Genomic DNA, 23,499 nt, shown 5'->3' with positions numbered 1-23,499 from the left:
GTGTCCCGGCGTGGCGGCCGGTGCGCGCGGCCGACACGCCGCGACACGCCGGGACCTTCCTGAGTTAGGGGACTGACAGACGGGGTCAGTCGGCGGCGTGACGCGGGCCGTCGGAGGAGGGGACGACCTCCTCGGGCACGGCGTCGATCGCGGCGTCGACGTCGGCGTGGGCACCGGGCTCCGGCTCCGCGTCCGGAGTCTCCTGCGCGAGCGCGTGCTCGTAGGCGAGCGCGTGCACGGCGATCGAGGAGGCGGCGGCGGCCTGCTGCTCGTCCTCGGCGAAGGGCTGAGCCGGCTGTTCGGCCGACAGCGCGGCGGCCTGCTCGGGCGTCAGACGGGCGTCCTGGTCCTCCTCATCCTCGTCCACGAGGTCGAGGACGATGGGCTCGTCGCCGTAGATGTCGCCCGCCGGATCGCCCGCGAGCGGGGCCGGCGCGGGGAGGCGCTGCTCGGCATCGAGGAACTGCTTGGCCTCGAAGGCACCGGGGTTGAAGACCTCGTCGATCCCGCCGAGCCCGCTCATGCCTTGAGCGCTTCCGAGAGCTTGACCCGGCCACCCATTTTCAGCAGCGAGTTCTCGTAGATCCGCGAGCCGACGAGGATGACGAGCGCTGCAGTGACCGCGAGGATCAGCAGGGACAGGATCGGCTCCCACCACTGCGCCGAGCCGACGAAGAGACGGACGGGCATGCCTACGGCTGCAGAGAACGGCACGTAGGACATGATCGTCATCACCACCGGGTTGTCGTTGAAGAAGATGACGGCGAAGTACGGGATCATGATCAGCATCGTAATCGGCGTGGTGGTCGAACCGATGTCCTCTTGACGCGAGACCAGGGAACCGGCAGCGGCGAACAGTGCGGCCAGCAGGATGAAGCCGAGCACGAAGAACACCACGAACCAGACGACCGGGGTCCCGAGGCCGGCCAGCAGCTCCGTCTGGCCCGTCACCGTCAGCCCGATCACCGACAGCGCCGCGATCGCCAGGATCTGCCCGAACGCCAGGATGCTGTTGCCGAGCACCTTGCCCGCGAGGAGCGCCTTCACGGGGATGGCGGACATGAGGATCTCGACGACGCGGGTCTGCTTCTCCTCGACGACGCTCTGCGCGATCGACGCCCCGAAGGTGGTGGCGGAGACGAAGAACACGAGACCGAACCCGAGCGACACGATGTAGAGCAGGAAGCCCGCGGAGCCGTCCGCGTCGGGATCGAGGATGGTGACCTGCGGCTGCGCGCTCAGTTGCATGATGAGCGTGTTGGAGGCCTCGGAGTCGAAGATGACCTGGACGCCGGTGGGGTTGTCGTCGGTGGCCGGTGCGATCGCCGCCTCGACATCACCCGACTTCACCAGGGCCTCAGCGGCGGCGACGTCGGCCGCCTCGGTCACGTCGAAGGTCTTGCCGTCGACGAGTCCCGCACCCGCGTTCCCCACGACCGCGACCTTCGTGGTCTCTGAGGCCGTGTTCTTCGCGAGGAACCCGCCGACGACGATGCCGGCGAGGATCACGAGGAGCAGGATGCCCGTCGAGATGAGGAACGTCTTGCTCCGCAGACGCATCTTGACCTCGCGTTCGGCGACGAGACCGATGCTCTGCACGAGGCTGGGGGAGGCCGGGCCGGAGCGACGACGACCGGCGGGCTGGATCGGGGACGCGGTTGCCGTGGTCACTGGATGACCTCCTTGAAGATCTGGGCGAGAGTGGGTCGGAGGGGGGCGAAGCTCGTGACGTCGCCCAGCGTCAGCGCCTCACGGAGCACGGCCTGCGCCGCCTGGGCGTCGTCGGCGTCGAAGAGGGCGTAGCCACCGTCGAAGTCGACGACGGAGATCCCCGGACGCTCGCGCAGCCAGCCGGTGTCGGCCGCGGTGAGCAGCTCGTAGCGGTTGCCGGCGTGGGCTTCGCGGAGGGACTCGCGCGAGCCGGAGGCGCGGATCCTGCCACCGGCGATGATCACGAGGTCGTCGCAGAGGCGCTCCACGATGTCGAGCTGGTGGCTCGAGAACAGGACGGGGGATCCGTCTGCGGCGAACTCGCTGAGCACCCCGACGACCACGTCGACCGCCATCGGGTCGAGGCCCGAGAACGGCTCGTCGAGGACGAGGACGTCGGGGTCGTGGACGAGCGCTGCGGCGATCTGCGCCCGCTGCTGGTTGCCGAGCGACAGGCTCTCGAGGGCGTCGTTCCGGCGCTCGCCGAGGCCGAGGCGCTCGAGCAGCTCGCCGGCGTTGCGCTTGGCGGCGTGGGTCGTGAACCCGTGGAGGCGGGCCAGGTAGACGAGCTGTTCCTCGACCCGCATCTTCGGGTAGAGGCCGCGCTCCTCCGGCATGTAGCCGAACCGGCGGCGGTCCTCCGGGGTGAGCGGGGTGCCGTCGAGGGTGACGGTTCCGGCGTTCGCGGCGAGGACACCGAGCAGGATGCGCATCGTCGTCGTCTTGCCGGCGCCGTTCCCACCGACGAACCCTGTCATGCGGCCGGGGGCGACCTGGAAGCTGACGTCGTCGAGCACCTTCCGCTCGCCGTACGACTTGTCGATGTGGCTGAGTTCGAGCATCGGCCGCCTCCTGTGATCTGCGTGCTGGACCGAGTGTCCTGCGTCGGGTTCTCCCGGTATGGCGATCACGCTACGCGGCGTGGTGTGCCGACGGCATCCGCCGCAGGACGGGTTGACGCGACGACGCCCGGTCCCCTTCTCCGTCGAGTGGGGGATACCGGGCGTCGTGGACCAGCCGAGCGCTGGATCAGGCGGGGCGGGACTCCGGGGAGACCGTCTTCGAGGGGTCGGTCTCGGCGACGGAGCCGATGGCCTCGTCGATGCGGGCGATGATCGCGTCGTCGAGCTTCACACCGGCCGCGGCGGCGTTCGCGGTGACCTGCTCGGGACGCGAGGCACCGACGATCGCGCCGGCGATGTTGTCGTTGTGCAGCACCCAGGCGAGCGCCAGCTGCGCCATGGTGAGGTCGAGCTCGTCGGCGATGGGCTTCAGCTGCTGGACGGCCGTGAGCACCTCGTCGTCGAGGAAGCGCTTGATGGTGTCGGCGCCGCCCTTCTCGTCGGTGGCCCGGCTGCCCTGCGGGAGCTCTGCGCCCGGCAGGTACTTGCCGCTGAGGACGCCCTGCGCCACCGGCGACCAGACGATCTGGGAGATGCCGAGTTCGCGCGAGGTCGGGACGACCTCCTCCTCGATGACCCGCCACAGCATCGAGTACTGCGGCTGGTTCGAGATGAGCTGGAAGCCCAGCTCCTTGGACAGGGCGTGGCCGGCGCGCAGCTGCTCGGCGTTCCACTCGCTCACGCCGATGTAGAGCGCCTTGCCCGCCCGGACGACGTCGGCGAAGGCCTGCATCGTCTCCTCGAGGGGCGTCTCGCTGTCGTAGCGGTGGGCCTGGTACAGGTCGACGTAGTCGGTACCGAGACGCGTGAGCGAACCGTCGATCGACTCCATGATGTGCTTGCGCGACAGCCCGACGTCGTTGTGCCCCTTCGGGCCGGTGGGCCAGTAGACCTTCGTGAAGATCTCCAGGCTCGCGCGTCGTTCGTCCTTGAGGGCGTCGCCGAGCACCTGCTCAGCCGCCGTGTTCGCGTAGGCGTCGGCCGTGTCGAAGGTGGTGATGCCGGCGTCGAGGGCGGCGCGAACGCTCGCCGTGGCGACGTCGTTCTCCACCTGCGAGGCGTGGGTCAGCCAGTTGCCGAAGATGATCTCTGAGATCTTGAGTCCGCTGTTGCCGAGATATCGAAATTCCATGGACGTCACGCTACTCCTCGCATCCGACCGACCGACGGGGTTGCGCGGAGACGGAGCGAACCCTCAGCTGCGCGGTGACGCCAGCCCGTGCTCGTAGGTGTAGATGACCGCCTGGATGCGATCGCGGAGGGCGAGCTTCTGCAGCACCTTCGACACGTGCGACTTCACGGTCGCCTCGCCGACGAAGAGCGTGGTCGCGATCTCCTGGTTGGACAGCCCCTGGGCGACCAGCTGCAGGACCTCACGCTCGCGCTCCGTCAGCTGCCCGTATTCGGCGCCGGTCGTCGGCCCGGCCGGGACGGCGTGATCCTCCACGGCGTCCTCGACGGCGGGGGCCTGCCTGGTGAACCCCTCGATGACCCGGCGGGTGACCGCCGGCGAGAGGAGCGCCTCCCCGCCCGCGATCACCGAGACCGCGGCGACGAGTTCCTCCGGCGAGGAGTTCTTCAGGAGGAACCCGCTCGCACCGGCCCGGAGCGCTTCTGCCAGGTAGTCGTCGCGGTCGAAGGTGGTGAGGATGAGGACGGCGGCGTGCACCTCGGGATCCGCGACGATCCGGCGGGTGGCCTCGAGGCCGTCCATGCCCGGCATCTGGACGTCCATGCAGATCACGTCCGGCGCGAGCGTCGTCGCCAGCGCGACGGCCTCGGCGCCGTCCGACGCCTCACCGACGATCTCGATCCCGGGCTGCGAGCCCAGGATGATGCGGAAGCCGGCACGCAGCAGCTCCTGGTCGTCGACGAGGAGGATGCGGGTGGAATGCTCGGTCATGCCTGGTCCTTCGTCGTGGTGGTCTGGGGTCGTGCTGCGGCGGAGGAGGCGAAGCGGGCGTCGGCGATGGACGCCGCGACGGACTCCATCGCCTGGTCGCCCGGTCTGCCGAGCGGGATGGCGGCCCGCACGAGGAAGCCGCCGCGGGCGCGGGCCCCGACCTCGAGGACGCCGCCCGACGACGCCACGCGCTCCCGCATCCCGATGAGTCCGAGCCCACCACGGCGGGCCACCGTCGGGACGGTCCCCGTGTTCGTGATCTCGAGCTCGACCGCGTCGTCCAGATAGCGGAGCCTGAGTTCGGCCGTGGCCGTGGTACCGCCGTACTTGCGGGCGTTCGTGAGCGCCTCCTGCGCGATCCGGTAGAGGTTGAACGACACGACGGCCGGGATCGGGACCGGTGTGCCCACGAGTTCGAACCTCGTCGGCAGTCCGTTCGCCGTCGACTCGTCGGCGAGCCGGCCCAGCTGGCTGACGCCGACGGTCGACGGGCTGCTCTCCTCGTCGGTCGGTTCGCCGTGCGCGCGGAGGGTGCCGAGCATCTTGCGCAGCTCCTCGATCGCGCTCCGTGCGCCGAGTTCGACGTTCGTGAGGGCGTCCCGCGCGGCCGCCGGGTTCGCATCGAGCACGGTGCGCGCGGCGCCGGCCTGGACCCCCATCACCGAGACGTGGTGGGCGACGACGTCGTGCAGCTCGCGCGCGATCCGCACCCGCTCGAGGGCGACCGCCTGCCGGGCGGACCGGGCGCGCTCCGCCTCGAGCTCGGCCGTGCGCTGCTCGAGCGCCGCCCGCTCCCGGGAGGACTGGTACACGCGCTCGCCGAAGAAGTACGCGGCTCCGAAGTAGAGGATGTTCGTCAGGATCTGGATGAGGATGAACGCCACGAGGGGCGAGAAGAGCCCCACCCGGGAGAGACTGGGCAACGCGTCGGGGTCGGTCGCCTGGATGAACATGGAGACGAGCAGCCAGACGAACATGGCGACGATGATGAGCACGCGGATGAGGACGGCCCGACGTCGGTTCGGAACCCATGCCCCGACCGTGTAGATCGCGAGGAACAGCGCGATGTTCGTGAACAGCACCTCGGGCACCAGTACCGTGCCGCCCACGATGAACATCACGGCGACGACGATCGAGACGGAGCACGGGAAGCGGCGACGGAACGCGAGCGGCGCGGTGATGCCGATCGCCCAGAGGACGGACGCCCACATCGGTGCGGGCTCGGGGTAGAACCCGGCGATCGTGTACAGCGTGAGGCTGAGGAGGGTGCCGACGCCGAGGGCGACGGCGAGGATGATGTCGGACCGCTGTTCCGACGGCGTCGCGGCCGGACGCCGCCACTCGGCGTCGTAGGGGTCGACCGGGCGTTCCTCCTGCTGGTCGACGGCGGGCTCGCTCATGCCGTCCACGCTAGCGCGACGCCCCGCCGGGGACATCCGTCGAGCGACGGAGCGCGGCCGTCCGGCGCTCGAACAAGAGCCCGGAGCGGCACTCAGGAGAGTGCTGCTCCGGGCTCCTCCGCGGCACGGTCGGGTCAGGCCGCGGATCGCCCCGTGATCCCGGCGGTCGACGTGATGACGTCCGCCATCTTCTTGCCGAGCGCTTCGTAGAACATCGACAGGGGGAACTCGTCGTCGAGGACCGCGTCGGTGAGTCCACGCGGCGGTCCGCTCAGGATCTCGTCGGACAGCCCACGCGCCCACTCCGACGCGGGGTGCGGCGTCAGCGTCGTCCGGACGAGCTCGTACGCGGCGAGCCAGTGCGCGGTCTTCGGACGGTCGATCGATCGCCAGTACAGCTCATCGATGCTCTCGCCGAGCCGCACGACCACGTCGGGGACCTCGTCCCAGTCGATCGTGAGCCTGGTGTCGGTCCAGTGCAGCACGCCGTGCTGGTGCATCCACGCGAAGAGCAGCTGGCCGCCGACGCCGTCGTAGTTCCGGACGCGCGAGCCGGTGATGGCGAACCGGAAGATGCGGTCGAAGATGATCGCGTACTGGACGAGCTTCGCGTGCTCGAGGATCGCCACGTCGGCCGCGTCGAGCGTCTCGGTCTCCGCGCGGGTCGTCAGCGTGCGCTCCAGCCGGACGGACTCGCGGAACGCCGTGAGGTCGCAGCGCAGCTCCTCGAGGGAGTACAGGAAGAACGGCATCCGCTGCTTGATCATGAACGGGTCGAACGGGAGGTCACCGCGCATGTGCGTGCGGTCGTGGATGAGGTCCCACATGACGAAGGTCTCCTCGGCCAGCTGCTGGTCGTCCAGGAGGGACGCGGCGTCGGCCGGGAGGTCGAGCTTGGTGATCTCGGCCGCGGCTCGGACGACCCGACGGTACCGGGCCGCCTCGCGGTCCTGGAAGATCGCGCCCCAGGTGAACGCCGGGATCGCGCGCATCGCGACCGTCTCGGGGAAGAGGACCGCGGAGTTCGTGTCGTACCCCGGCGTGAAGTCGAGGAAGCGGATCGGCACGAAGAGCGCGTTCGTGTAGTCGCCGGCCTCGAGCGCGGCGATGAACTCGGGCCAGATGACCTCGACGAGCACGGCCTCGATGTGGCGGTCGGTCGAACCGTTCTGCGTGACCATCGGGAACACGACGAGGTGTCCCAAGCCGTCCACGCGGTGCCGCTCGGGGTGGAAGGCGACGAGCGAGTCGAGGAAGTCCGGGACGCCGAAACCGTCGCGCTCCCAGCGGTCGAAGTCGGCGACGAGGGCGTCGAGGTACTCGGCGTCGTGCGGGAAGTTCGGAGCGAGGGCGCGGACACTGGCGACGATCGTGGCGACGTGCCCTGCCGCCTGCCCGTGGTCGCTCGACTCGGGGATCGAGCCGTCCTTCACCTGGACGGCCTGCAGCGCGGTCGCGGCGGCCTTGAGGTCCGTCCAGGCCGGGTGCCCGACGAGTGCGGCGGCGTCTTCGACGACCTCCGGCTCTCCGACGATGCTCTTCGTGTGGGTGGTGGCGACGTTCGACATGGTGAACCTCCTTCCGCGTGCGCAGGCGTCGCCCGGGGTGGGTGACGATTCCTTCGAGCGTAGGGGCGGAGGGGGTGCGGATTTCTTGCGTCAGGAGCGACTTCGCTGCAACATTCGGCCGTTCGCGCTGGGGAACTGCACGGCCGACTGCGGGCGAGCCGCTACCCCCAGCGGCGCTTGATCCAGCGGTCGAGGACACCGACGAGCGCATCGGTGATCGCGCCGAGCAGCGCGAGCACGATGATGACGAAGAAGATGCGGTCGACCCGGCCGTTGTTCTGCGAGTCCACCAGGCGGAAACCGAGTCCCATGGACGAGGCGATGAGCTCCGCCGCCACGAGGAACAACCACGACTGCGCCAGCGCGAGCCGGAGGCCGGAGACGACCGAGGGCGTCACGGCAGGCAGTTGTACCGTCCGGAACAACGCGACACCGTTCAGGCCGAACGCGCGGCCGGCTTCGACCAGGTGCTTGTCGACGTGTCGGAGCGCGGCGGAGACCGTCGTGTACACCGGGAAGAACGCGCCGATCGCGATGAGCGTGATCTTCGACTCCTCACCGATCTTCAGCCAGAGGATGAGCAGCGGGACCCACGCGAGCGACGGGACGGCGCGGATCGCCGCGAAGGTCGTCGACAGCAGGATGTCGCCGAGGCGCGAGAGCCCCACGACCGCGCCGAGGACGAGGCCGAGGACAGCGCCGATGAGGAACCCGATGAGGACGCGCTGCACCGAGATGGCGACGTCCTGCTGCAGCCAGCCGCGTTGCGCGAGATCCACGCCGGCCGCCCAGACCTCGGCGGGTGCCGGGAGTTGCGAGGGCGGGACGAGGCCGAACGCGGTGACGAGCTGCCAGGCCCCGAGGATGACGACGGGGACGAGGAAGCCGCCGAGGACGACGACGATCCTGCGCGACCCGAGGACGGCGCGCGCTTCGCGGCCGGACTGGGTCGCCTGGGCACCCGCGAGGCCTGCGGTCGGGGTGCCGAGTCCGGGTTGGTCGCTCACGGGTTCCTCTCGGGACGGTTCACGGCGAGGCGCCGGACTACTTCGTGCCGATGACGGACGGGTCCGCGTCGTCCACGAAGCTCGGGTTGAAGAGGTCGGCCAGGGCGTCGTCGACCTTGTCCTGCGACGAGACGTCGCCGGACTCCACGAAGATCGGGCCGATGATCGACAGGACCTGCTCCTGCGCCTTGCCCGGCGCCGGGTCGACGTCGAGGTTCGAGCGTTCCGTGATCACCTTCGTCGCCACGGCGAGGTCGAGGCCCGCGGCGTCCGCGAGGATCTGCGCCGTCTCGTCGGGGTTCGACGCAGCCCATTCACGAGCGTGCTCGTAGGCGTTCACGACGGTCTGCGCGACGTCCGGGCGCTCGTCGATGAAGGACTCGGTCGCGGCCAGGATGCCGTAGCTGTTGAAGTCGACGTTGCGGTAGATGAGCTTCGCGCCCGCCTCCTCGGCGCCGGCCATGATCGGGTCGAGACCGGCCCACGCGTCGACGGAACCGTTCTGCAGGGCAGCCCAGCCGTCGGCGTGCTGGAGGTTCTCGATCGTGACGTCTGAGGCGGACAGGCCGGCCTCCTCCAGTGCCTGCAGGAGGAAGAAGTAGGGGTCGGTGCCCTTCGTCGCGGCGACCTTCTTGCCCTTGAGCTCGGCGACGTCCGTGATCGTCGAGCCCTGGCCGACGACGATCGCCGACCACTCGGGCTGCGAGAAGACGTCGATCGCCTGGATGGCCGATCCGTTCGCCCGGTTCAGGAGCGCGGCGGACCCGGCGGTGGACCCGACGTCGATCGCGTCGGCCCGCAGCGCCTCGTTGGCCTTGTTGGAGCCGGCCGACTGGACCCAGTTGACGGTGATGTCCTGGTCGTCGAGTGCGTCCTCGAGCCAGCCCTGGTCCTTGATGATGAGGGAGAGCGGGTTGTAGGTCGCGAAGTCGATGTCGAGCGTGCCGCCCTCGGTGGTGCCGGCGGTGCTGTCGCCGCCGGCCGCAGGAGCGTTCTCGCCCGCGACGCAGCCGCTGAGGAGGAGCGCTGCGGCGGCGGTCGCGGCGACGAGGGCCGCGCGCCCGGCGCGGGAGGTGGTGAAGCGGCGTCGTGAGGTCATGCGTTGGTCCTTGCTGTGGATCGGTGCGGGATGACGGCGGAGGTGGTGGGTGGCTCAGTACGGGAAGTGCGGGATGGACGGCAGTCGTTGGTCGCCGCGGGCGAGACCGTGGCGGTCGATGCCGAGTCCGTCGAGGAGGCGGCCGCGCAGCTCGGCGAGCTCTGCCGACCCGCGGTCGCGCGGGCGGTTGCCGGGGACGGTCACGGTCTGCGCGATGGTCGAACCGGGCTGTCCGTCCTCGCGACCCAGGAGGATGACCCGGTCGGCGAGCTGGAGGGCTTCGTCGACGTCGTGCGTCACGAGCAGGATGGTGGTGGGCGCGGCGAGGTGGATGGCGAGCAGCAGGTCCTGCATCTTCAGCCGGGTGAGGGCGTCGAGGGCACCGAACGGTTCATCGAGGAGCAGGACGCCCGGCCGGCGGGCGAGGGCTCTCGCGAGCGAGGCGCGTTGCGCCATGCCGCCGGAGACCTCCCGTGGGCGGTGCTCGGCGAAGTCCGCGAGCCCCACGAGTTCGAGCAGCTCGGCGACGCGGGCGCGTCCTTCGGCTGCGGGTGTCCGCTTGGGCAGACCGAGTGCGACGTTCGCCGCGATGGTGCGCCAGGGGAGGAGTCGAGGCTCCTGGAAGCCGAAGGCCGTGCGCGGGTCGATACCGGCGACGGGTGTGCCGTCGATGAGCACGGAGCCGGCGGTCGGGTGGTCGAGACCGGCCGCGATCCGCAGCAGGGTGGACTTGCCGCAGCCGCTCGTACCGAGGATCGCCACGACCTCGCCGGCCTCGGCGGTGATCGTGACGTCGCGCAGCACGGGCCGCGGGGCGTCGGCGCGTTTGCCGGCACCGCTCGCGAAGGTGCGGCCGACCCCGGCGAACGCGACCGTGGAGGCACGATCCGCAGAGCCGCCGGGGACGGCGTCGCGGGTGACCGGCGAGCTCGCGGCGAGCGGGCTTGGGGCAGCGTTCGTCATGGGTCTCGGGCTCCAGGGGTGGGGTGCCCGCCATGCTACGCGAGGGTGACGGACCGCTCTCGGTCGCCGAAACAGAGCGTCACATTGGCGTGCGCTCGTGACATCCGGAGGGTTCCGGTGTTATGCGTCCGCTACCAGCTGCCGACCTGCGTGAGGGCGACGTCGAGGATGGCGACGGCCTCCTCCCGGTTGACCCGGGCGAGCAGCAGTGCGCTGACCGACAACGACGTGAGCTGCCGCGCGGCCGCGGTGAGTTCGTCCGCGTCCGCCTCGGGACGGGCGAGGGCGAGGGCGTCCGAGACGGCGGTGGTGAGCTCGGCGCGGTAGCCGTCGACGACCTCGCGCAGTGCATCGTCGTGGGCCGCGAGGCCGGCCGCGCTGTTGAGGAGGAGGCAACCGCGGCGGGGGGAGTCGTCGGGCAGGGTCGCGATGACCGTCTGCACGCCGGAGAAGTAGGTGGTGAGCCCGGCTCTGCCGTCCGTCGCCCGCGCGAGGACCGAGAGGCGCGGTCGGATGACGGTGTCGAGGTAGTCCTGCACGGCGGCGTCGAACAGCCCGCGCTTGCTGTCGAAGGCGTGGTAGAGGCTCGACCGCCGCAGACCGGTGGCCGCTTCGAGGTCGGCGAGCGAGGTCGCCTCGTACCCGCGGTCCCAGAAGACGTCGCGCGCCGCCTGGACGACGGCGACGGTGTCGAACTCCTGCGTGCGTCCCATGGATGCCTCCTCCTGGCTCGGCCGGTCCTCCGGACGGGTGGGTTGTGTACCGAGCGTTCTACTATTATAGTAGACCCATCGGTACAGAATGTCGCTCCACCCGGACGACTCGACACCGATCTCCCGGAAGGCCCGTCCCATGCTCGTCGTCAGTCTCGTCCTCGTCGGCATCGCCGCCCTCCTGCACGTCTACATCTTCGTGCTCGAGTCGCTGCGCTGGACCGAGCCGGCAACGCGCAAGACCTTCGGTACCACGGAGCTCGAGGCCGAGACCACCCGCGGCCTCGCGTACAACCAGGGCTTCTACAACCTGTTCCTCGCGATCGGCACCATCGTCGGCATGGTCTTCCTGATCGCCGGCTCGACCGGCATCGGGGCGGCGCTCGTGTTCGCCTCGGCGGGTTCGATGCTCCTCGCCTCGCTCGTCCTCATCACCTCGGACCGCACGAAGGCACGCGCCGCGATCGTCCAGGGGACGGCCCCGCTGCTCGGACTCATCGCACTCGTCATCGCGCTGGCCGTCTGACACCTCCCATCCCGACGCCCCAGGCGTCACCCCGTCCGCAACCCGACGACGCGCTGCGCCCGCCCACCGAATCACCGCACCAAGGAAAGGCACCACATGAACACCCCCGCGCTCAGCACCCAGATCCAGCTCGTCTCGCGACCGGTCGGCTGGCCGACCGAGTCCGACTTCCGGACCGTCTCCGTCGAACTCCCGGAGCTCGCGCCCGGCCAGCTCCGGGTCCAGAACCTCTTCCTCTCCGTCGACCCCTACATGCGCGGTCGCATGAACGACGCCCGCTCCTACGTCGCGCCGTACCAGCTCGGTGAGACGATGACCGGCGGCGCCATCGGCCGGGTCGTCGAGTCGGCCGCCGAAGGCTTCTCCGTCGGCGACGTCGTCCTGCACCAGTTCGGCTGGCGCGACCTCGTCCAGGAGGACGCCAGCGGGTTCCGCGTCGTCCCTGAGCTCCCCGGCGTCCCGCTGTCCGCCTACCTCGGCGTCCTCGGCATGACGGCCCTCACCGCGTACGTCGGTCTGCTCGAGGTCGCCAAGTTCCGGGAGGGCGACACGGTGTTCGTCTCCGGTGCGGCAGGCGCCGTCGGCACGATGGTCGGCCAGATCGCCCGTCTCAAGGGCGCGAAGCGCGTCATCGGTTCGGCCGGATCGGCTGAGAAGGTCGCCCTGCTGACGGAGAAGTACGGCTACGACGCCGCGTTCAACTACAAGGACGGCCCCGTCACCGAGCAGCTCGCGGCCGCGGCACCCGACGGCATCGACGTGTACTTCGACAACGTCGGCGGCGAGCACCTCGAAGCGGCGATCGACGCCTTCAACGACGGCGGACGCGCAGCACTCTGCGGCGTCATCTCGCAGATCAACGACACCGAGCGTGCCGAGGGCCCGCGCAACCTGTCGAACATCGTGACCCGCGGGCTCACCCTCACGGGCTTCACCGTCGGCAACTACACGCAGCACTTCCCGGCGTTCTCCGGTGAGATGGGTGCCTGGTTGCAGAACGGTGACGTCGTCTTCGACGAGACCGTCTACGAGGGCCTCGACCACACGCTCGACGCGTTCCTCGCGCTCATGCGCGGCGCCAACACCGGGAAGATGGTCGTCAAGCTCTGACGTCCCGTTTCGTTCGCCCATCTTTGGGCGACGCGTGGTTCGTTCGCCCATGTTCGGGCGAACGAACCACGCGTTCGAGTCACACGACGGCGAGCGTTCCGGAAGCGGTGACCTCGGCGGCATCGATGCGGGCCATCGCGAGGCGCTCGGCGGCGACGAGCGTCGTGACGCCCGCCGCTGTGGCCTCCCGGTAGATCGACTGCACGGTCCGCCCGATCGCCGACACCCGCTGTTCGATGGCCGCGGCGTCGGCGCCCGGTTCCGACGCCATGGCGAGGTAGATCACGCCGCCCGCGTTCGCGACGAAGTCCGGCGCCCACAGGATGCCGCGCTCCTCGAGGGCCACCGCGTCGGCGCGGGAGGCGAGCTGGTTGTTCGCCGCCCCGACCACGGCGCGACACCGCAGCTGCCCGATCACCCGGGCGTTCAGGGCACCACCGACACCGCACGGCACGAAGAGGTCCGTCTCGACGAGGTGCTCGTCGCCCGGTTCGATCCAGCTGGCGCCGATCTCCTCGGCGAGGGCCCGCTTCCGCGGGTCGACGTCGGTGACGATGAGGCGAGCCCCCTCGGACGCGAGTCGTCGGGCCAGCCGGCCGCCGACCTGACCGAGCCCGGAGATCGTCGCCCGGTGGCCCGCGACGAGCGGGGTGCCGAAGACCGTCTCGAGCGTCGCGGTGATGGCCGCGTGCACGCCGGCCGCCGTCGCCTCGCTCGGTTCGCCGACCCCTCCGCGGTCCGCCGGCAGCCCGCTGACGTGGTCGGTCCGCTCGGCGACGACGGCCATGTCCTCGGCGGTCGTGCCGACGTCCTCCGCGGTGCGATAGGCGCCGCCGAGCGCTTCGACCGCGTCGCCGAGGTCGAGCATCGCGTCGCGGCGCTCCGCGGGGTCGAGGGTCGTGCCGACGGGCAGGTGGATGACGGACTTGCCGCCGCCGTGCGCGAGACCGGCGGCCGCGTTCTTCATCGTCATCCCCGCCGCGAGGCGGAGGGAGTCGTCGACGGCCTCGAGCCAGGACCCGTACCGCCAGAGTCGCGCGCCGCCGAGGGCCGGCCCCAGGGCGGTGGAGTGCAGGGCGACGCTGATGGTCAGCCCGGAGCGCGGTCCGCGGCTGATGGAGAGGCGTTCGTGGGGGAGGGTGGTGCTGTGCATCGCGTCGCTGGACGCGACCGGGTCGAATGACGTCATCGTCGGATCTCCTCGTGGGTGATTGGTGCGGGCTCCTGGTGGGAGCGGATCACTGGGCGATGGTGGTGCCCGGCTCTCCTCCCCAGATTCTCCACGCCGACCGCCCGCTCCACAACCGTCGGCTCGACCGGGCCGCCGGACGGGCTGCACCTAGGCTGGACGGCATGGGTGGAGTGCTGACGGGGTTCGCGATCATCGGCACCGTCATCCTCGTCGGCTACGTCGCCGGGCGTCTCGAGGTCGGGGGCCCGACGACCGGGCACGTGCTCAACCGGGTGGCGTTCTTCGTCACCAACCCGGCGCTGCTGTTCACCGTGCTCGCCACGGCCGACCTGCACGAGGTGTTCAGCAGTTTCATCTGGGTCGCCCTCGCGAGTGCCCTCGCTGCGGCTGCGCTCTTCGTGCTGCTGAACGCCGTGTGGCTGCGCAAGGACCTCTCCGTCGCGACGATCGGCGCGCTCGGCTCAGGCTACGTCAACGCCAACAACATCGGCATCCCGGTCGCGGTCTACGTCCTCGGTGAGGCAGGCTACGTCGCCCCGGTCATCCTGCTGCAGCTCCTCGTCTTCGCTCCGATCGCGCTCACCATCCTCGACGTCAGACAGCGCGGCTCCGTCTCCTTCCTCGGCATCGTGACGCAACCCTTCCGCAACCCGATGATCGTCGCGTCGATCATCGGCGTCGTGCTCAACCTGTTCGGCGTCCGGCTCCCCGAGCCCGTCATGGCTCCGTTCGAGCTCCTCGGCGGCGCAGCCGTGCCGCTCATCCTCATGGCGTTCGGGATGTCGCTGCACGGCATGCGGCCGTTGCAGGCCGGCAGCGGACGTCGGGAGATCTTCGTTGCGACGGCGATCAAATCGGTCGTGATGCCCGGGTTCGCCTACCTCATCGCGCACTTCGGCTTCGGGCTGAGCGGCACGCCGTTGTTCGCCTCGGTCGTGCTCGCGGCCCTCCCGGCGGCCCAGAACGTCTACAACTTCGCCAGCCGATACGAGCAGGGTGTCACGCTCGCCCGCGACACGGTCCTGCTGACGACGATCCTCTCCGTGCCGGTCCTCGTCGTCGTCGCCGCCCTGCTCGCCTGAGCCCCGGAACCGGTCCGTCCGGAGTGCCTCTGTCCTCCGAAGAATGGACAGCGATGGCCGGAAATGCCGAACGTTCGCGACTACTCTTGGGCGGGCACGACTGAGATATGCCACCGTCCAGTCCGGCGGAGCGCCGTCGGACCCGACCCGATGGGACGACATGACCGAAGGCACGACCCCACGACACGAACGTTCCGGAGACTGGGCCGAATCCCGCGAGACCGTCGGCGACGAGATGCTCGCCGTGCAGGACTTCTCCGGTGAGGAGGAGGGGTACCACAAGACCCTCAAGCCGCGGCAGATCCAGATGATCGCGATCGGCGGCGCGATCGGCACCGGGCTCTTCCTCGGTGCGGGCGGGCGCCTGAACAGCTCCGGTCCGGCGCTCATCCTCGTGTACGCGCTCTGCGGGTTCTTCGCGTTCCTCATCCTCCGCGCTCTGGGTGAACTCGTCCTCCACCGCCCGTCCTCGGGCTCGTTCATCTCCTACGCGCGTGAGTTCTACGGCGAGAAGATGGCGTTCGGCGCGGGGTGGTTGTACTTCCTCAACTGGGCGATGACCTCGATCGTCGACGTCACCGCGGCCGCGCTCTACATCAAGACCTTCGGCAAGCTCTTCGGCTGGAAGGAGCTCGAGGACTTCCCGCAGTGGGTCTTCGCGCTCGCCGCCCTGGTGGTCGTGCTGGCGCTCAACCTCGTCTCCGTCAAGCTGTTCGGAGAGATGGAGTTCTGGTTCGCGCTGATCAAGGTGTCGGCGCTGGTGATCTTCCTCATCGTCGGCGTCTGCTTCATCGTCTTCGGCGGACGCACCGACATCGGCGCCGTCGGATTCTCGGTCATCGGCGACAACGGCGGGCTGTTCCCGGTCGGCGCCTTCGCCCCGATGATCGCGATCTCCGGTGTGGTCTTCGCCTACGCGGCCATCGAGCTCGTGGGTACGGCGGCCGGTGAGACGGCCGAACCGAAGAAGATCATGCCGAAGGCCGTCAACACGGTCATCTTCCGCATCGCGATCTTCTACGTCGGTTCGGTGCTGCTCCTCTCGCTCCTGCTGCCCTACACGGCCTACCAGGCCGGTGAGAGCCCGTTCGTCACCTTCTTCTCGCACATCGGGTCGGAGCAGGCCGGGGCGATCTCGGCGTCCGTCATGAACTTCGTGGTCCTGACCGCGGCGCTGTCGAGCCTCAACGCCGGCCTCTACTCGACCGGTCGCATCCTCCGATCGATGGCCGTCAACGGTTCGGCCCCCGCGTTCACGGGCAAGATGAGCAAGAACGGCGTCCCGTTCGGCGGGATCCTGCTCACCGCAGCGCTGACCCTGCTCGGCGTCCTGCTGAACGCGCTCTACCCGTCGAAGGCGTTCGAGCTCGTGCTCGAGATCTCGGCCATCGGCATCATCGGCGGCTGGGCGACGATCATCCTCTGCCAGATCCAGCTGCAGCGCTGGGCGAAGCAGGGCAAGGTCGAGCGGCCGTCGTTCCGCTTGTTCGGGGCACCGTTCACGTCGTATCTGACGCTCGCGTTCCTCCTGTTCGTCCTCGTGACCATGGGCTTCTCGGAGACCGGGCGCTGGGTCCTCGCCTCCCTCATCGTCCTCATCCCGATGCTCATCGTCGGATGGTTCGCCGCCAAGCCGCGGATCATGGCCGCCGCGGCCGCACGCGAGGGGCACACAGGCACCTGGCCGGTGGTGGCCGAGCGTCCCGCCATCGATGCGAACAAGCGGAAGCGCGGGGGCGCACCGCGGTCCTAGCGCGAGAACGGACGACGGCGGGTCGGCGGTTCGCGGTGAATCGCTAAGCGATAGTGATCACTTCGGGTCGGTTTCGAGCATTCCCTTGCACCTCGGGAGCCGGTTCAGCAGGATGTGGGCAACCTCTTCCGTGCACCACCGGACCCCGCTGGAGTTCCCGTGAACCGTCGTCTCCGTCTCGTCGCCGTGCTCGCCGCGTGCGGCATCGTCGTCGCCACACCGCTGAGCGCTGCGGCGCAAGCACCTGCCCCGACCCCGGCCGACACGGTCGCCTACGAGCCGAGCGACGCGATCATCGCGAATCCCGAGCGCGGCTTCGACCACACGAACAACACGCACTACTACCCCGAGGGGACCGAGGGCGGGCCGGGGTACACGCCGCTCGACGTCGCCACCCTGGCGGCCTACCGCGAGGAGGGCATCACCGAACTCGTCCGCGTCTTCTACCTGGAACGGTTCGTGGCCGAGCCGACCCTCGACCCGGCCTGGCTCGCGCTCGTCCAGGCGGACTTCGACGCGGCCCGCACCGCCGGCATCTCGATCATCCCCCGCTTCGCGTACCTCGCCGGCGGCGACTTCCCCTACACGCCGCCCTACGGTGACGCACCGCTCGACATCGTGCTCACCCACATCGAGCAGCTCACGCCGATCTTCCAGGACAACGCCGACGTCATCTCCGTCGTCCAGGCCGGCTTCGTCGGCCTCTGGGGCGAGGGCTACTACACGGACCACTTCGCCGCGGACCCGGCGAACCCCGGTGTCCTCACGGACGAGGACTGGGCGAAGCGCCGCGCAGTCGTCGAGGCGCTCCTCGAGGCGGTTCCCGCCGACCGCTCCATCCAGGTGCGGACCATGAACATGAAGCAGAACATCCTCGGGGTGCCGTCCGGGACCGCTGGGGCCATCACCGAGGCGCAGGCGTTCGACGGCAGCGCCATCTCGCGCATCGGTCACCACAACGACTGCTTCCTCGCGGCACCCGACGACTGGGGCACCTACCTGTCCGACCCGATCTCGCTCGATCAGGACTACCTCGCGCAAGAGAGCGACTGGGTGCCGGTCGGCGGTGAGACCTGCAACGTGAACCCGCCGCGGTCGGAGTGGGCCACAGCCTCGGCCGAGATGGAACGCTACAACTTCAGCTACCTGAACTGGGACTACCTGCAGGACGTCCTGCAGTCCTGGGGGCAGGAGAACCTCGACACCACCGCGAAGCGACTCGGCTACCGCTTCGTGATGACGGAGAGCTCGGTCGTGGACGGCACGCTCTCGCTCACGGTCCGGAACGACGGTTGGGCGGCTCCGTACAACAGCAGGCCTGCCTACCTCGTGCTGTCGAACGCCGAGCGCACGGTGCGCGTCCCGTTCGGTTCCGACGCTCGGACCTGGGGTGCGGGGGAGACCGTCACGCTCCAGGCGTCGCTCGCCGACGTCCCGGACGGTCGCTATGACACGGCGCTGTCGCTGCCGGCCACGCACGAGTCGGTCGCGGCGAACCCGCTCTACGCCGTCCAGACGGCGAACGTCGGCACCTGGGATGCGGCGACCGGCGTGAACAGCCTGCAGCGTCAGGTGACCGTCGGAGCCGACGGTGTCGTCATGGCTGAACCGGTGGCCGGTGCTGCGGCCAGACTGCCCGACACGGGCGTCTCGTCGCTCGCTCCCGCGGTCCTCGGCGGTGGCGTGGTGGCGCTCGGAGCCCTCGCCCTCCTGCTCGCCCGGCGTCGTCGGAACGCCTGACCGGACTCGGGTGAGGGCGTCGGCTCAGCCGAAGATCATCGGCGAGTCGTCCTCATCCTCGTCGGAGAGGGTGAAGTCGAGGTCGACGACGACGGGAACGTGGTCGCTCGGACTGTCGCCCTTGCGCTCGTTGCGGTGGATCGACGCCTCGACGACGTGGTCCGCGAAGGCCTGCGAGCCGTAGATGAAGTCGATCCGGAGGCCCTCGTTGCGCGGGAATCGGAGCTGCTTGTAGTCCCAGAACGTGTAGCCCTCGGGGACGAACGGTCGCACGGTGTCCTGGAGGCCGGCGTCAACGAAGGCTGCCAGAGCCGCGCGCTCGGGCTCCGAGATGTGAGTCGAGCCCGGTCCGAAGCTCGGGTCGCCGACATCGGAGTCGAGCGGCGCGACGTTCCAGTCACCCATGAGCGCGAGCGGCAGCTCGGGGTTCTCGGCGAGCCAGGAGCGGGTGTCGGCTTCGAGCGCCGCGAGCCAGCGGAGTTTGTAGTCGTAGTGCGGGTCGCCCACGGCGCGGCCGTTCGGGACGTACAAGCTCCAGAGACGGACGCCGTCGACCGTCGCGCCGATGGCTCGCGCTTCGAGCGGCAGGCCGTCGGCGTCGAACCCGGGACCGTCGAGCGCGAGGCTCGCCGGTGGCTTGCCGAAGCCGGGCATGTCGGGGAAGCCGATCTGTACATCCTCCATCGGGAGGCGGCTGGCGATGCCGACGCCGTTCCACTGGCTGAGCCCGTGGAGCTCCACCTGGTAGCCGGCTTTCGTGAACGCCTCCATCGGGAACTGCTCGGGCTTGCACTTGAGCTCCTGCATGGCGAGGACGTCGACGTCTTCTCGGACGAGCCAGTCGACCACGCGGCCGACGCGGGTACGGATCGAGTTGACGTTCCAGGTGGCGATGCGCATGCCCCAACGCTATCGAACCTGCCCCGCCCTCCGTCTCAGTCCGATGTCCCTAACTCAGGAGACGCTGGGCGTGTCGCCCGGGCGTGCCGCCGGTGAGCCCCGACACGCCGGAGACTTCCTGAGTTAGGGAAAGAGCACGGGGCATCGGGTAGGACGGCGGGTGGGGGATTGAGCGGAGGTTCCCAGGGATGGCGAGCGGGTGTCGCGTAGCGTCGTGGGTATGACGACGTCCACCGCCGCCACGTTCAGCCTGTCCGCCGCCTCAACGGGAGGGGACAGTGCCCTCGGAGGGGTCGCCGACTGGGCGGTCGACCTGATGGAGACGTTGGGTGGTCCGGGAGCCGGGCTCGCCATCGCCCTCGAGAACCTCTTCCCGCCGCTCCCGAGCGAGATCATCCTCCCGCTCGCCGGATTCGCCGCCAGTCAGGGCAAGCTCGGACTCGTCGAGGTCCTCATCTGGACGACGGCCGGTTCCGTGATCGGTGCGCTGGCCCTCTACGCGATCGGGGCGGTGCTCGGACGCGACCGGATGCGCCGTCTCGCCGAGCGGGTCCCGCTCGTCCACGTCGAGGACGTCGACCGCGTGGAGGCCTGGTTCCGGAAGCACGGCTCGAAGGCCGTGTTCTTCGGACGGATGCTGCCGATCTTCCGAAGCCTCATCTCCATCCCAGCCGGTGTGGAACGGATGCCGGTCCTGCGGTTCACCCTGCTCACCTTCGCGGGCAGCGCCATCTGGAACACCGTCTTCGTCCTCGCCGGCTTCTTCCTGGGCGAGCAGTGGCACATCGTCGAGGAGTACGCGGGCATCCTGCAGAAGGTGGTCATCGCGGGCGTCGTGATCGCCGTCGGCGTCGCGGTCTGGAAGGGCGTGAAGCGGTATCGCCGGGAGCGCAGTGGCGCCGACGCGCAGACGGACTCCTGAGAACGGTCCCGCTCACACCCAGCGGGGCGTGGTGAGTTCCTCGGGCTCCGGCGCGGTGTGCGAGGCGGCGACCGACTGCGCCTCCACGCGGATCGCGTCGAGGACCGTCCGCACCGCCAGGCGTTCGGCGCGGTCGGGACGCGACAGTGCGACGATCCGACGGGTCGCGTCGAGCCCCGCGAGCGGACGGAGGACGATGCCGCGCTCCGGGCCACTCGCCGTGTATCGCGGGAGGAGGCCGATCCCGAGGCCCGCCGCGACCATCGCCTCCGCGATGCGGTTGTCGCTCACCCGCTGCACCACTCGGAGCTCGCCGCCCGATTCGGCCTCGATGCTGCTGAGCAGGCGGTCGAGCGGATAGCCCACCGGCACGCCGATCCAGGACTCGTCAGCGAGGTCCGCCGGGGTCAGGACGGTCTGGCCGCTGAGGCGATGCCCGACCGGCAGCACGACGTCGAGCGGCTCGGAGAGCAGCTGCGTGATGCGGAGACCGCGACGGACCCAGTTGCGCTCGCCGCTGATCGCCTGCGCGATGACGATGTCGAAGTCGGCCGCCAGATCGGGGAAGTCCTCGAGATCGGGATCGCGGTCGCTCACGACGACCCGCAGGCCGGGTACCGCTTCGAGCGTGCGGAGCACGGCGGGTACGACCATCTGCCCGAAGGTGGGGAAGGTCGCGACCGTGACGGTGCCGATCGGACGGTTGCGGTACTCGTCCCACACGCTCGTCGCCCGCTCGATCGCGACGGCGACGTCCGTGGCGCTGGCCGCGAGTGCCCGGCCGGCGTCGGTGAGGACGAGCCCGCGGCCACGCCGTTCGGTGAGCGGCAGGCCGGCCTCGCGCTCGAGGACCTTGAGTTGTTGGGAGACCGCGGACGGGGTGCGATGCGTGGCTTCGGCGACGGCGTGCACCGTGCCGCGCTCGGCGAGTTCACGAAGCAAATCGAGTCGGCGGACGTCCATGTAGTGATGCTACCGAGTGACGTCAGTATTGTTCGCTTGTCCTTCACGGCCAACAGGCGTTTCATAGAACCATGACCATCTATCTCGGCATCATCGCCCTCCTCGCTGCGAGTGCAGCCGTCGGATCGGTCGTCGTCGTCAAGCGCGACGGCTACCGTGCTATCCCGGCCCGCACCTACCCGAAGTCCTTCTAGGACCTCGCACCCGCCGGCCCGACCGGCGCATCCGACCTCCTCGCGACTCGTCGCCGGGAGGTCGTTCCATGTCCCCCTCGACAGGCTCGGGGACCGGGGTAGGGCTCGGGGACCGGGTGGGGGCTCGGGACCGGGGTGCGGCTCAGGCGAGGAAGCCGCGCAGCAGCGCCTCGGAGCCGGCGACGTGCTCGGCCATCGCCTGCGCCGCCTCCTCGGGGTGACCGCGCAGGATCGCCTTGACGATGCGCTCGTGCTGCTCGTCGGAGTGCGCGATGTTGACCGCCAACAGCGGGATGCCGTTCAGGAGTTCGTTGACGCGCATGCGCGACTCGGCGACGAGCGGCAGCAGGCTGGGGGCACCCACGAGCTCCGCGATGAGCAGGTGGAGGCGGGAGTCGTGGCGGCGGTAGTCGGCGGGCGCCGCGTCCCGACAGTCTCCGAGCGCCTGCCAGAGCCGTTCGCGGTCGGCGCCGGACAGCTTGCACTGCGCCGCTTCGCGCGCCGCACCGACCTCGAGGATGCTGCGGAGCGTGAGCGTGTCCTCGATCTCCGCCGCCGAGATCGTGACGCGGCCGATCTCGGGGGAGTCGGTCCCGTTCAACGCTTCGTCGTCAGGCAGCTCGTCCATGACGAACGTCCCGCCGTAGCGCCCGCGCCGCGAGGTCAGGTAGCCGGCCTCGGTGAGCGCGGCGATCGCATCCCGCACGGTGTCGCGGCTGACCCCCTGCATCGTCGCGAGTTCGCGCTCGGCCGGCAGACGACCGCCCGGCTCGATGAGCCCGAGGCGGATGGACTGCAGGAGCCGCTGGACGGTCTCCTCGAAGGCGTTCCCGGCGCGGCCCGGACGCAGGAGGAGCTCGGCGCTGAGCACCTCGGTCGCCTCGTCGCCCTTCCGCGTCTCGCTCATCGGATCAGTCTATTTCCCCGGGGTCGCGTCCCCCGCCCGGGCATGTCGTCAGCTCATTCCGGTGTCACGTAGGCGGAGGAGATGCCACCGTCGACGAGGAACGTCGACCCGGTGATGAAGGACGAGTCGTCGCTCGCGAGGAAGGCGACGGAGGCGGCCAACTCCTCGGGCTCCGCGAACCGACCGAGGGGGATGTGGACGAGTCGCCGCTGCGCACGGACCGGGTCCTTCGCGAAGAGCTCCTGCAGCAGCGCGGTGTTGACGGGACCCGGGCAGAGGGCGTTGACGCGGATGCCCTGCCGCGCGAACTGCACGCCGAGCTCGCGGCTCATCGCGAGCACTCCGCCCTTGGACGCCGTGTAGGAGATCTGCGAGGTGGCCGAACCGAGGACGGCGACGAACGACGCCGTGTTGATGATCGAGCCCTTCCCCTGTCGCACCATGTGGCGGATGGCCGCGCGGGAGCACAGGTAGACCGACTTGAGGTTCACGTCCTGCACGCGCTCCCAGGCCGGGAGCTCGGTCGTCTCGATGGAGTCGTCGTCGGGCGGGGAGATGCCGGCGTTGTTGAAGGCGATGTCGACGGAACCGTAGGTCTCGGCCGCCGTGTCGAACAGGTGGTCGACCTGCGCCTGGTCGGTCACGTCCACCCGGACGAAGAGCCCACCGACGAGCTCGGCCGCCGCCTGGCCGCTGGTCGGGTCGAGGTCGCCGATGACGACGGTCGCGCCCTCAGCGGCGAAGCGCTTCGCGGTGGCGAGACCGATGCCGCTCGCTCCGCCGGTGATCACGGCGACCTTGCCGGCGAGCCGCTGGGTCAGGTCGATGGGGGTGATGGTCATGTGGTGCTCTTTCTCTCTGCCCCGCCCTTCGACAAGCTCAGGGACCGGGGTGGTGCTCAGGGACCGGGGTGGTGCTCAGGGACCGGGGTGGTGCTCAGGTACC

The 23,499-nt window shown here is 69.8% G+C and carries 23 protein-coding genes; 7 read left to right on the top strand and 16 right to left on the bottom strand.

The window, feature by feature from the left end; all coding sequences use genetic code 11:
- Positions 1 to 85: 85 nt before the first annotated feature.
- The 11 genes from B9Y95_RS11065 to B9Y95_RS11015 all read right to left on the bottom strand — a co-directional run bounded on the left by B9Y95_RS11065 (position 86) and on the right by B9Y95_RS11015 (position 11,265).
- Positions 86 to 523 (bottom strand): hypothetical protein, encoded by a 438-nt coding sequence (locus tag B9Y95_RS11065; protein WP_085511922.1) that lies wholly within the window; start codon positions 521 to 523, stop codon positions 86 to 88.
- The gene (locus B9Y95_RS11060; protein WP_234994084.1) at positions 520 to 1,671 is read right to left on the bottom strand and encodes an ABC transporter permease; all 1,152 of its coding nucleotides are present in this window, start codon (positions 1,669 to 1,671) and stop codon (positions 520 to 522) included. Before B9Y95_RS11060 ends, B9Y95_RS11065 begins: the two co-directional genes overlap by 4 nt.
- Positions 1,668 to 2,552, bottom strand: coding sequence for an ABC transporter ATP-binding protein (locus B9Y95_RS11055; RefSeq protein ID WP_085511921.1), 885 nt, complete (start codon positions 2,550 to 2,552; stop codon positions 1,668 to 1,670). Before B9Y95_RS11055 ends, B9Y95_RS11060 begins: the two co-directional genes overlap by 4 nt.
- A gap of 187 nt (positions 2,553 to 2,739) precedes the next feature.
- The gene (locus B9Y95_RS11050) at positions 2,740 to 3,744 is read right to left on the bottom strand and encodes an aldo/keto reductase family protein (RefSeq protein WP_085511920.1); all 1,005 of its coding nucleotides are present in this window, start codon (positions 3,742 to 3,744) and stop codon (positions 2,740 to 2,742) included.
- Positions 3,745 to 3,807: 63 nt separating this feature from the next.
- On the bottom strand, positions 3,808 to 4,515 hold the full coding sequence (locus B9Y95_RS11045; protein WP_085511919.1) for a response regulator: 708 nt from the start codon (positions 4,513 to 4,515) through the stop codon (positions 3,808 to 3,810).
- A complete protein-coding gene (locus tag B9Y95_RS11040; protein ID WP_085511918.1) occupies positions 4,512 to 5,915 on the bottom strand; it encodes a sensor histidine kinase in 1,404 nt (467 codons plus the stop codon). The genes B9Y95_RS11045 and B9Y95_RS11040 overlap by 4 nt, the downstream gene beginning before the upstream one ends.
- Positions 5,916 to 6,049: 134 nt before the next feature.
- Positions 6,050 to 7,483 (bottom strand): DUF6421 family protein, encoded by a 1,434-nt coding sequence (locus B9Y95_RS11035; RefSeq protein ID WP_085511917.1) that lies wholly within the window; start codon positions 7,481 to 7,483, stop codon positions 6,050 to 6,052.
- Positions 7,484 to 7,644: 161 nt separating this feature from the next.
- Positions 7,645 to 8,490, bottom strand: coding sequence for an ABC transporter permease (locus B9Y95_RS11030; protein WP_085511916.1), 846 nt, complete (start codon positions 8,488 to 8,490; stop codon positions 7,645 to 7,647).
- 37 nt (positions 8,491 to 8,527) lie between these two features.
- Positions 8,528 to 9,589 carry an aliphatic sulfonate ABC transporter substrate-binding protein gene (locus tag B9Y95_RS11025; RefSeq protein ID WP_085511915.1) on the bottom strand — a complete coding sequence of 354 codons (1,062 nt, stop codon included), beginning with the start codon at positions 9,587 to 9,589 and terminating at the stop codon, positions 8,528 to 8,530.
- Between the two features lie 54 nt (positions 9,590 to 9,643).
- On the bottom strand, positions 9,644 to 10,552 hold the full coding sequence (locus B9Y95_RS11020) for an ABC transporter ATP-binding protein (RefSeq protein WP_085511914.1): 909 nt from the start codon (positions 10,550 to 10,552) through the stop codon (positions 9,644 to 9,646).
- A gap of 131 nt (positions 10,553 to 10,683) precedes the next feature.
- Positions 10,684 to 11,265: a TetR/AcrR family transcriptional regulator gene (locus B9Y95_RS11015; RefSeq protein WP_085511913.1), complete on the bottom strand. Its 582-nt coding sequence runs from the start codon at positions 11,263 to 11,265 to the stop codon at positions 10,684 to 10,686.
- A 139-nt stretch (positions 11,266 to 11,404) separates the two neighbouring features.
- On the opposite strand from B9Y95_RS11015, the gene B9Y95_RS11010 reads away from it, so the two are divergent.
- Both B9Y95_RS11010 and B9Y95_RS11005 read left to right on the top strand, forming a co-directional pair.
- Complete coding sequence (locus B9Y95_RS11010; protein WP_085512190.1) at positions 11,405 to 11,791, top strand: DUF1304 domain-containing protein; 387 nt, start codon at positions 11,405 to 11,407, stop codon at positions 11,789 to 11,791.
- A gap of 96 nt (positions 11,792 to 11,887) precedes the next feature.
- Positions 11,888 to 12,901: an NADP-dependent oxidoreductase gene (locus tag B9Y95_RS11005; protein ID WP_085511912.1), complete on the top strand. Its 1,014-nt coding sequence runs from the start codon at positions 11,888 to 11,890 to the stop codon at positions 12,899 to 12,901.
- A gap of 79 nt (positions 12,902 to 12,980) precedes the next feature.
- Here the strand turns inward: B9Y95_RS11005 and B9Y95_RS11000 are convergent, their stop codons facing one another.
- Complete coding sequence (locus B9Y95_RS11000) at positions 12,981 to 14,090, bottom strand: Glu/Leu/Phe/Val dehydrogenase family protein (protein WP_085511911.1); 1,110 nt, start codon at positions 14,088 to 14,090, stop codon at positions 12,981 to 12,983.
- 164 nt (positions 14,091 to 14,254) lie between these two features.
- Between B9Y95_RS11000 and B9Y95_RS10995 the strand changes: the two genes are divergently transcribed.
- The 3 genes from B9Y95_RS10995 (at position 14,255) to B9Y95_RS10985 (ending at position 18,668) form a co-directional block, all read left to right on the top strand.
- Positions 14,255 to 15,175, top strand: coding sequence for an AEC family transporter (locus tag B9Y95_RS10995; protein WP_085511910.1), 921 nt, complete (start codon positions 14,255 to 14,257; stop codon positions 15,173 to 15,175).
- A gap of 160 nt (positions 15,176 to 15,335) precedes the next feature.
- A complete protein-coding gene (locus tag B9Y95_RS10990; RefSeq protein ID WP_200811392.1) occupies positions 15,336 to 16,928 on the top strand; it encodes an amino acid permease in 1,593 nt (530 codons plus the stop codon).
- Between the two features lie 159 nt (positions 16,929 to 17,087).
- Positions 17,088 to 18,668, top strand: coding sequence for a DUF4832 domain-containing protein (locus tag B9Y95_RS10985; protein WP_085512188.1), 1,581 nt, complete (start codon positions 17,088 to 17,090; stop codon positions 18,666 to 18,668).
- 24 nt (positions 18,669 to 18,692) lie between these two features.
- Here B9Y95_RS10985 and B9Y95_RS10980 read toward each other — a convergent pair whose 3' ends face one another.
- A complete protein-coding gene (locus tag B9Y95_RS10980) occupies positions 18,693 to 19,568 on the bottom strand; it encodes an exodeoxyribonuclease III (RefSeq protein ID WP_085511909.1) in 876 nt (291 codons plus the stop codon).
- A gap of 220 nt (positions 19,569 to 19,788) precedes the next feature.
- Between B9Y95_RS10980 and B9Y95_RS10975 the strand changes: the two genes are divergently transcribed.
- Complete coding sequence (locus B9Y95_RS10975) at positions 19,789 to 20,490, top strand: DedA family protein (RefSeq protein WP_085511908.1); 702 nt, start codon at positions 19,789 to 19,791, stop codon at positions 20,488 to 20,490.
- 12 nt (positions 20,491 to 20,502) lie between these two features.
- Here B9Y95_RS10975 and B9Y95_RS10970 read toward each other — a convergent pair whose 3' ends face one another.
- On the bottom strand, positions 20,503 to 21,453 hold the full coding sequence (locus B9Y95_RS10970; protein ID WP_085511907.1) for a LysR family transcriptional regulator: 951 nt from the start codon (positions 21,451 to 21,453) through the stop codon (positions 20,503 to 20,505).
- Positions 21,454 to 21,524: 71 nt separating this feature from the next.
- On the opposite strand from B9Y95_RS10970, the gene B9Y95_RS21100 reads away from it, so the two are divergent.
- On the top strand, positions 21,525 to 21,647 hold the full coding sequence (locus B9Y95_RS21100) for a hypothetical protein (protein ID WP_255376692.1): 123 nt from the start codon (positions 21,525 to 21,527) through the stop codon (positions 21,645 to 21,647).
- Positions 21,648 to 21,789: 142 nt separating this feature from the next.
- On the opposite strand, the gene B9Y95_RS10965 is transcribed toward B9Y95_RS21100, so the two are convergent.
- Positions 21,790 to 22,554: a FadR/GntR family transcriptional regulator gene (locus B9Y95_RS10965; protein WP_085511906.1), complete on the bottom strand. Its 765-nt coding sequence runs from the start codon at positions 22,552 to 22,554 to the stop codon at positions 21,790 to 21,792.
- A gap of 53 nt (positions 22,555 to 22,607) precedes the next feature.
- Positions 22,608 to 23,396 carry a 3-oxoacyl-ACP reductase gene (locus tag B9Y95_RS10960; protein WP_085511905.1) on the bottom strand — a complete coding sequence of 263 codons (789 nt, stop codon included), beginning with the start codon at positions 23,394 to 23,396 and terminating at the stop codon, positions 22,608 to 22,610.
- Between the last annotated feature and the right edge of the window lie 103 nt (positions 23,397 to 23,499).

The organism is Plantibacter flavus (assembly GCF_900177615.1).
GTDB lineage: Bacteria > Actinomycetota > Actinomycetes > Actinomycetales > Microbacteriaceae > Plantibacter > Plantibacter flavus.
The sequence above is the reverse complement of the archived record's forward strand: the minus strand, read 5'-3'. Positions and strand labels throughout refer to the sequence as shown.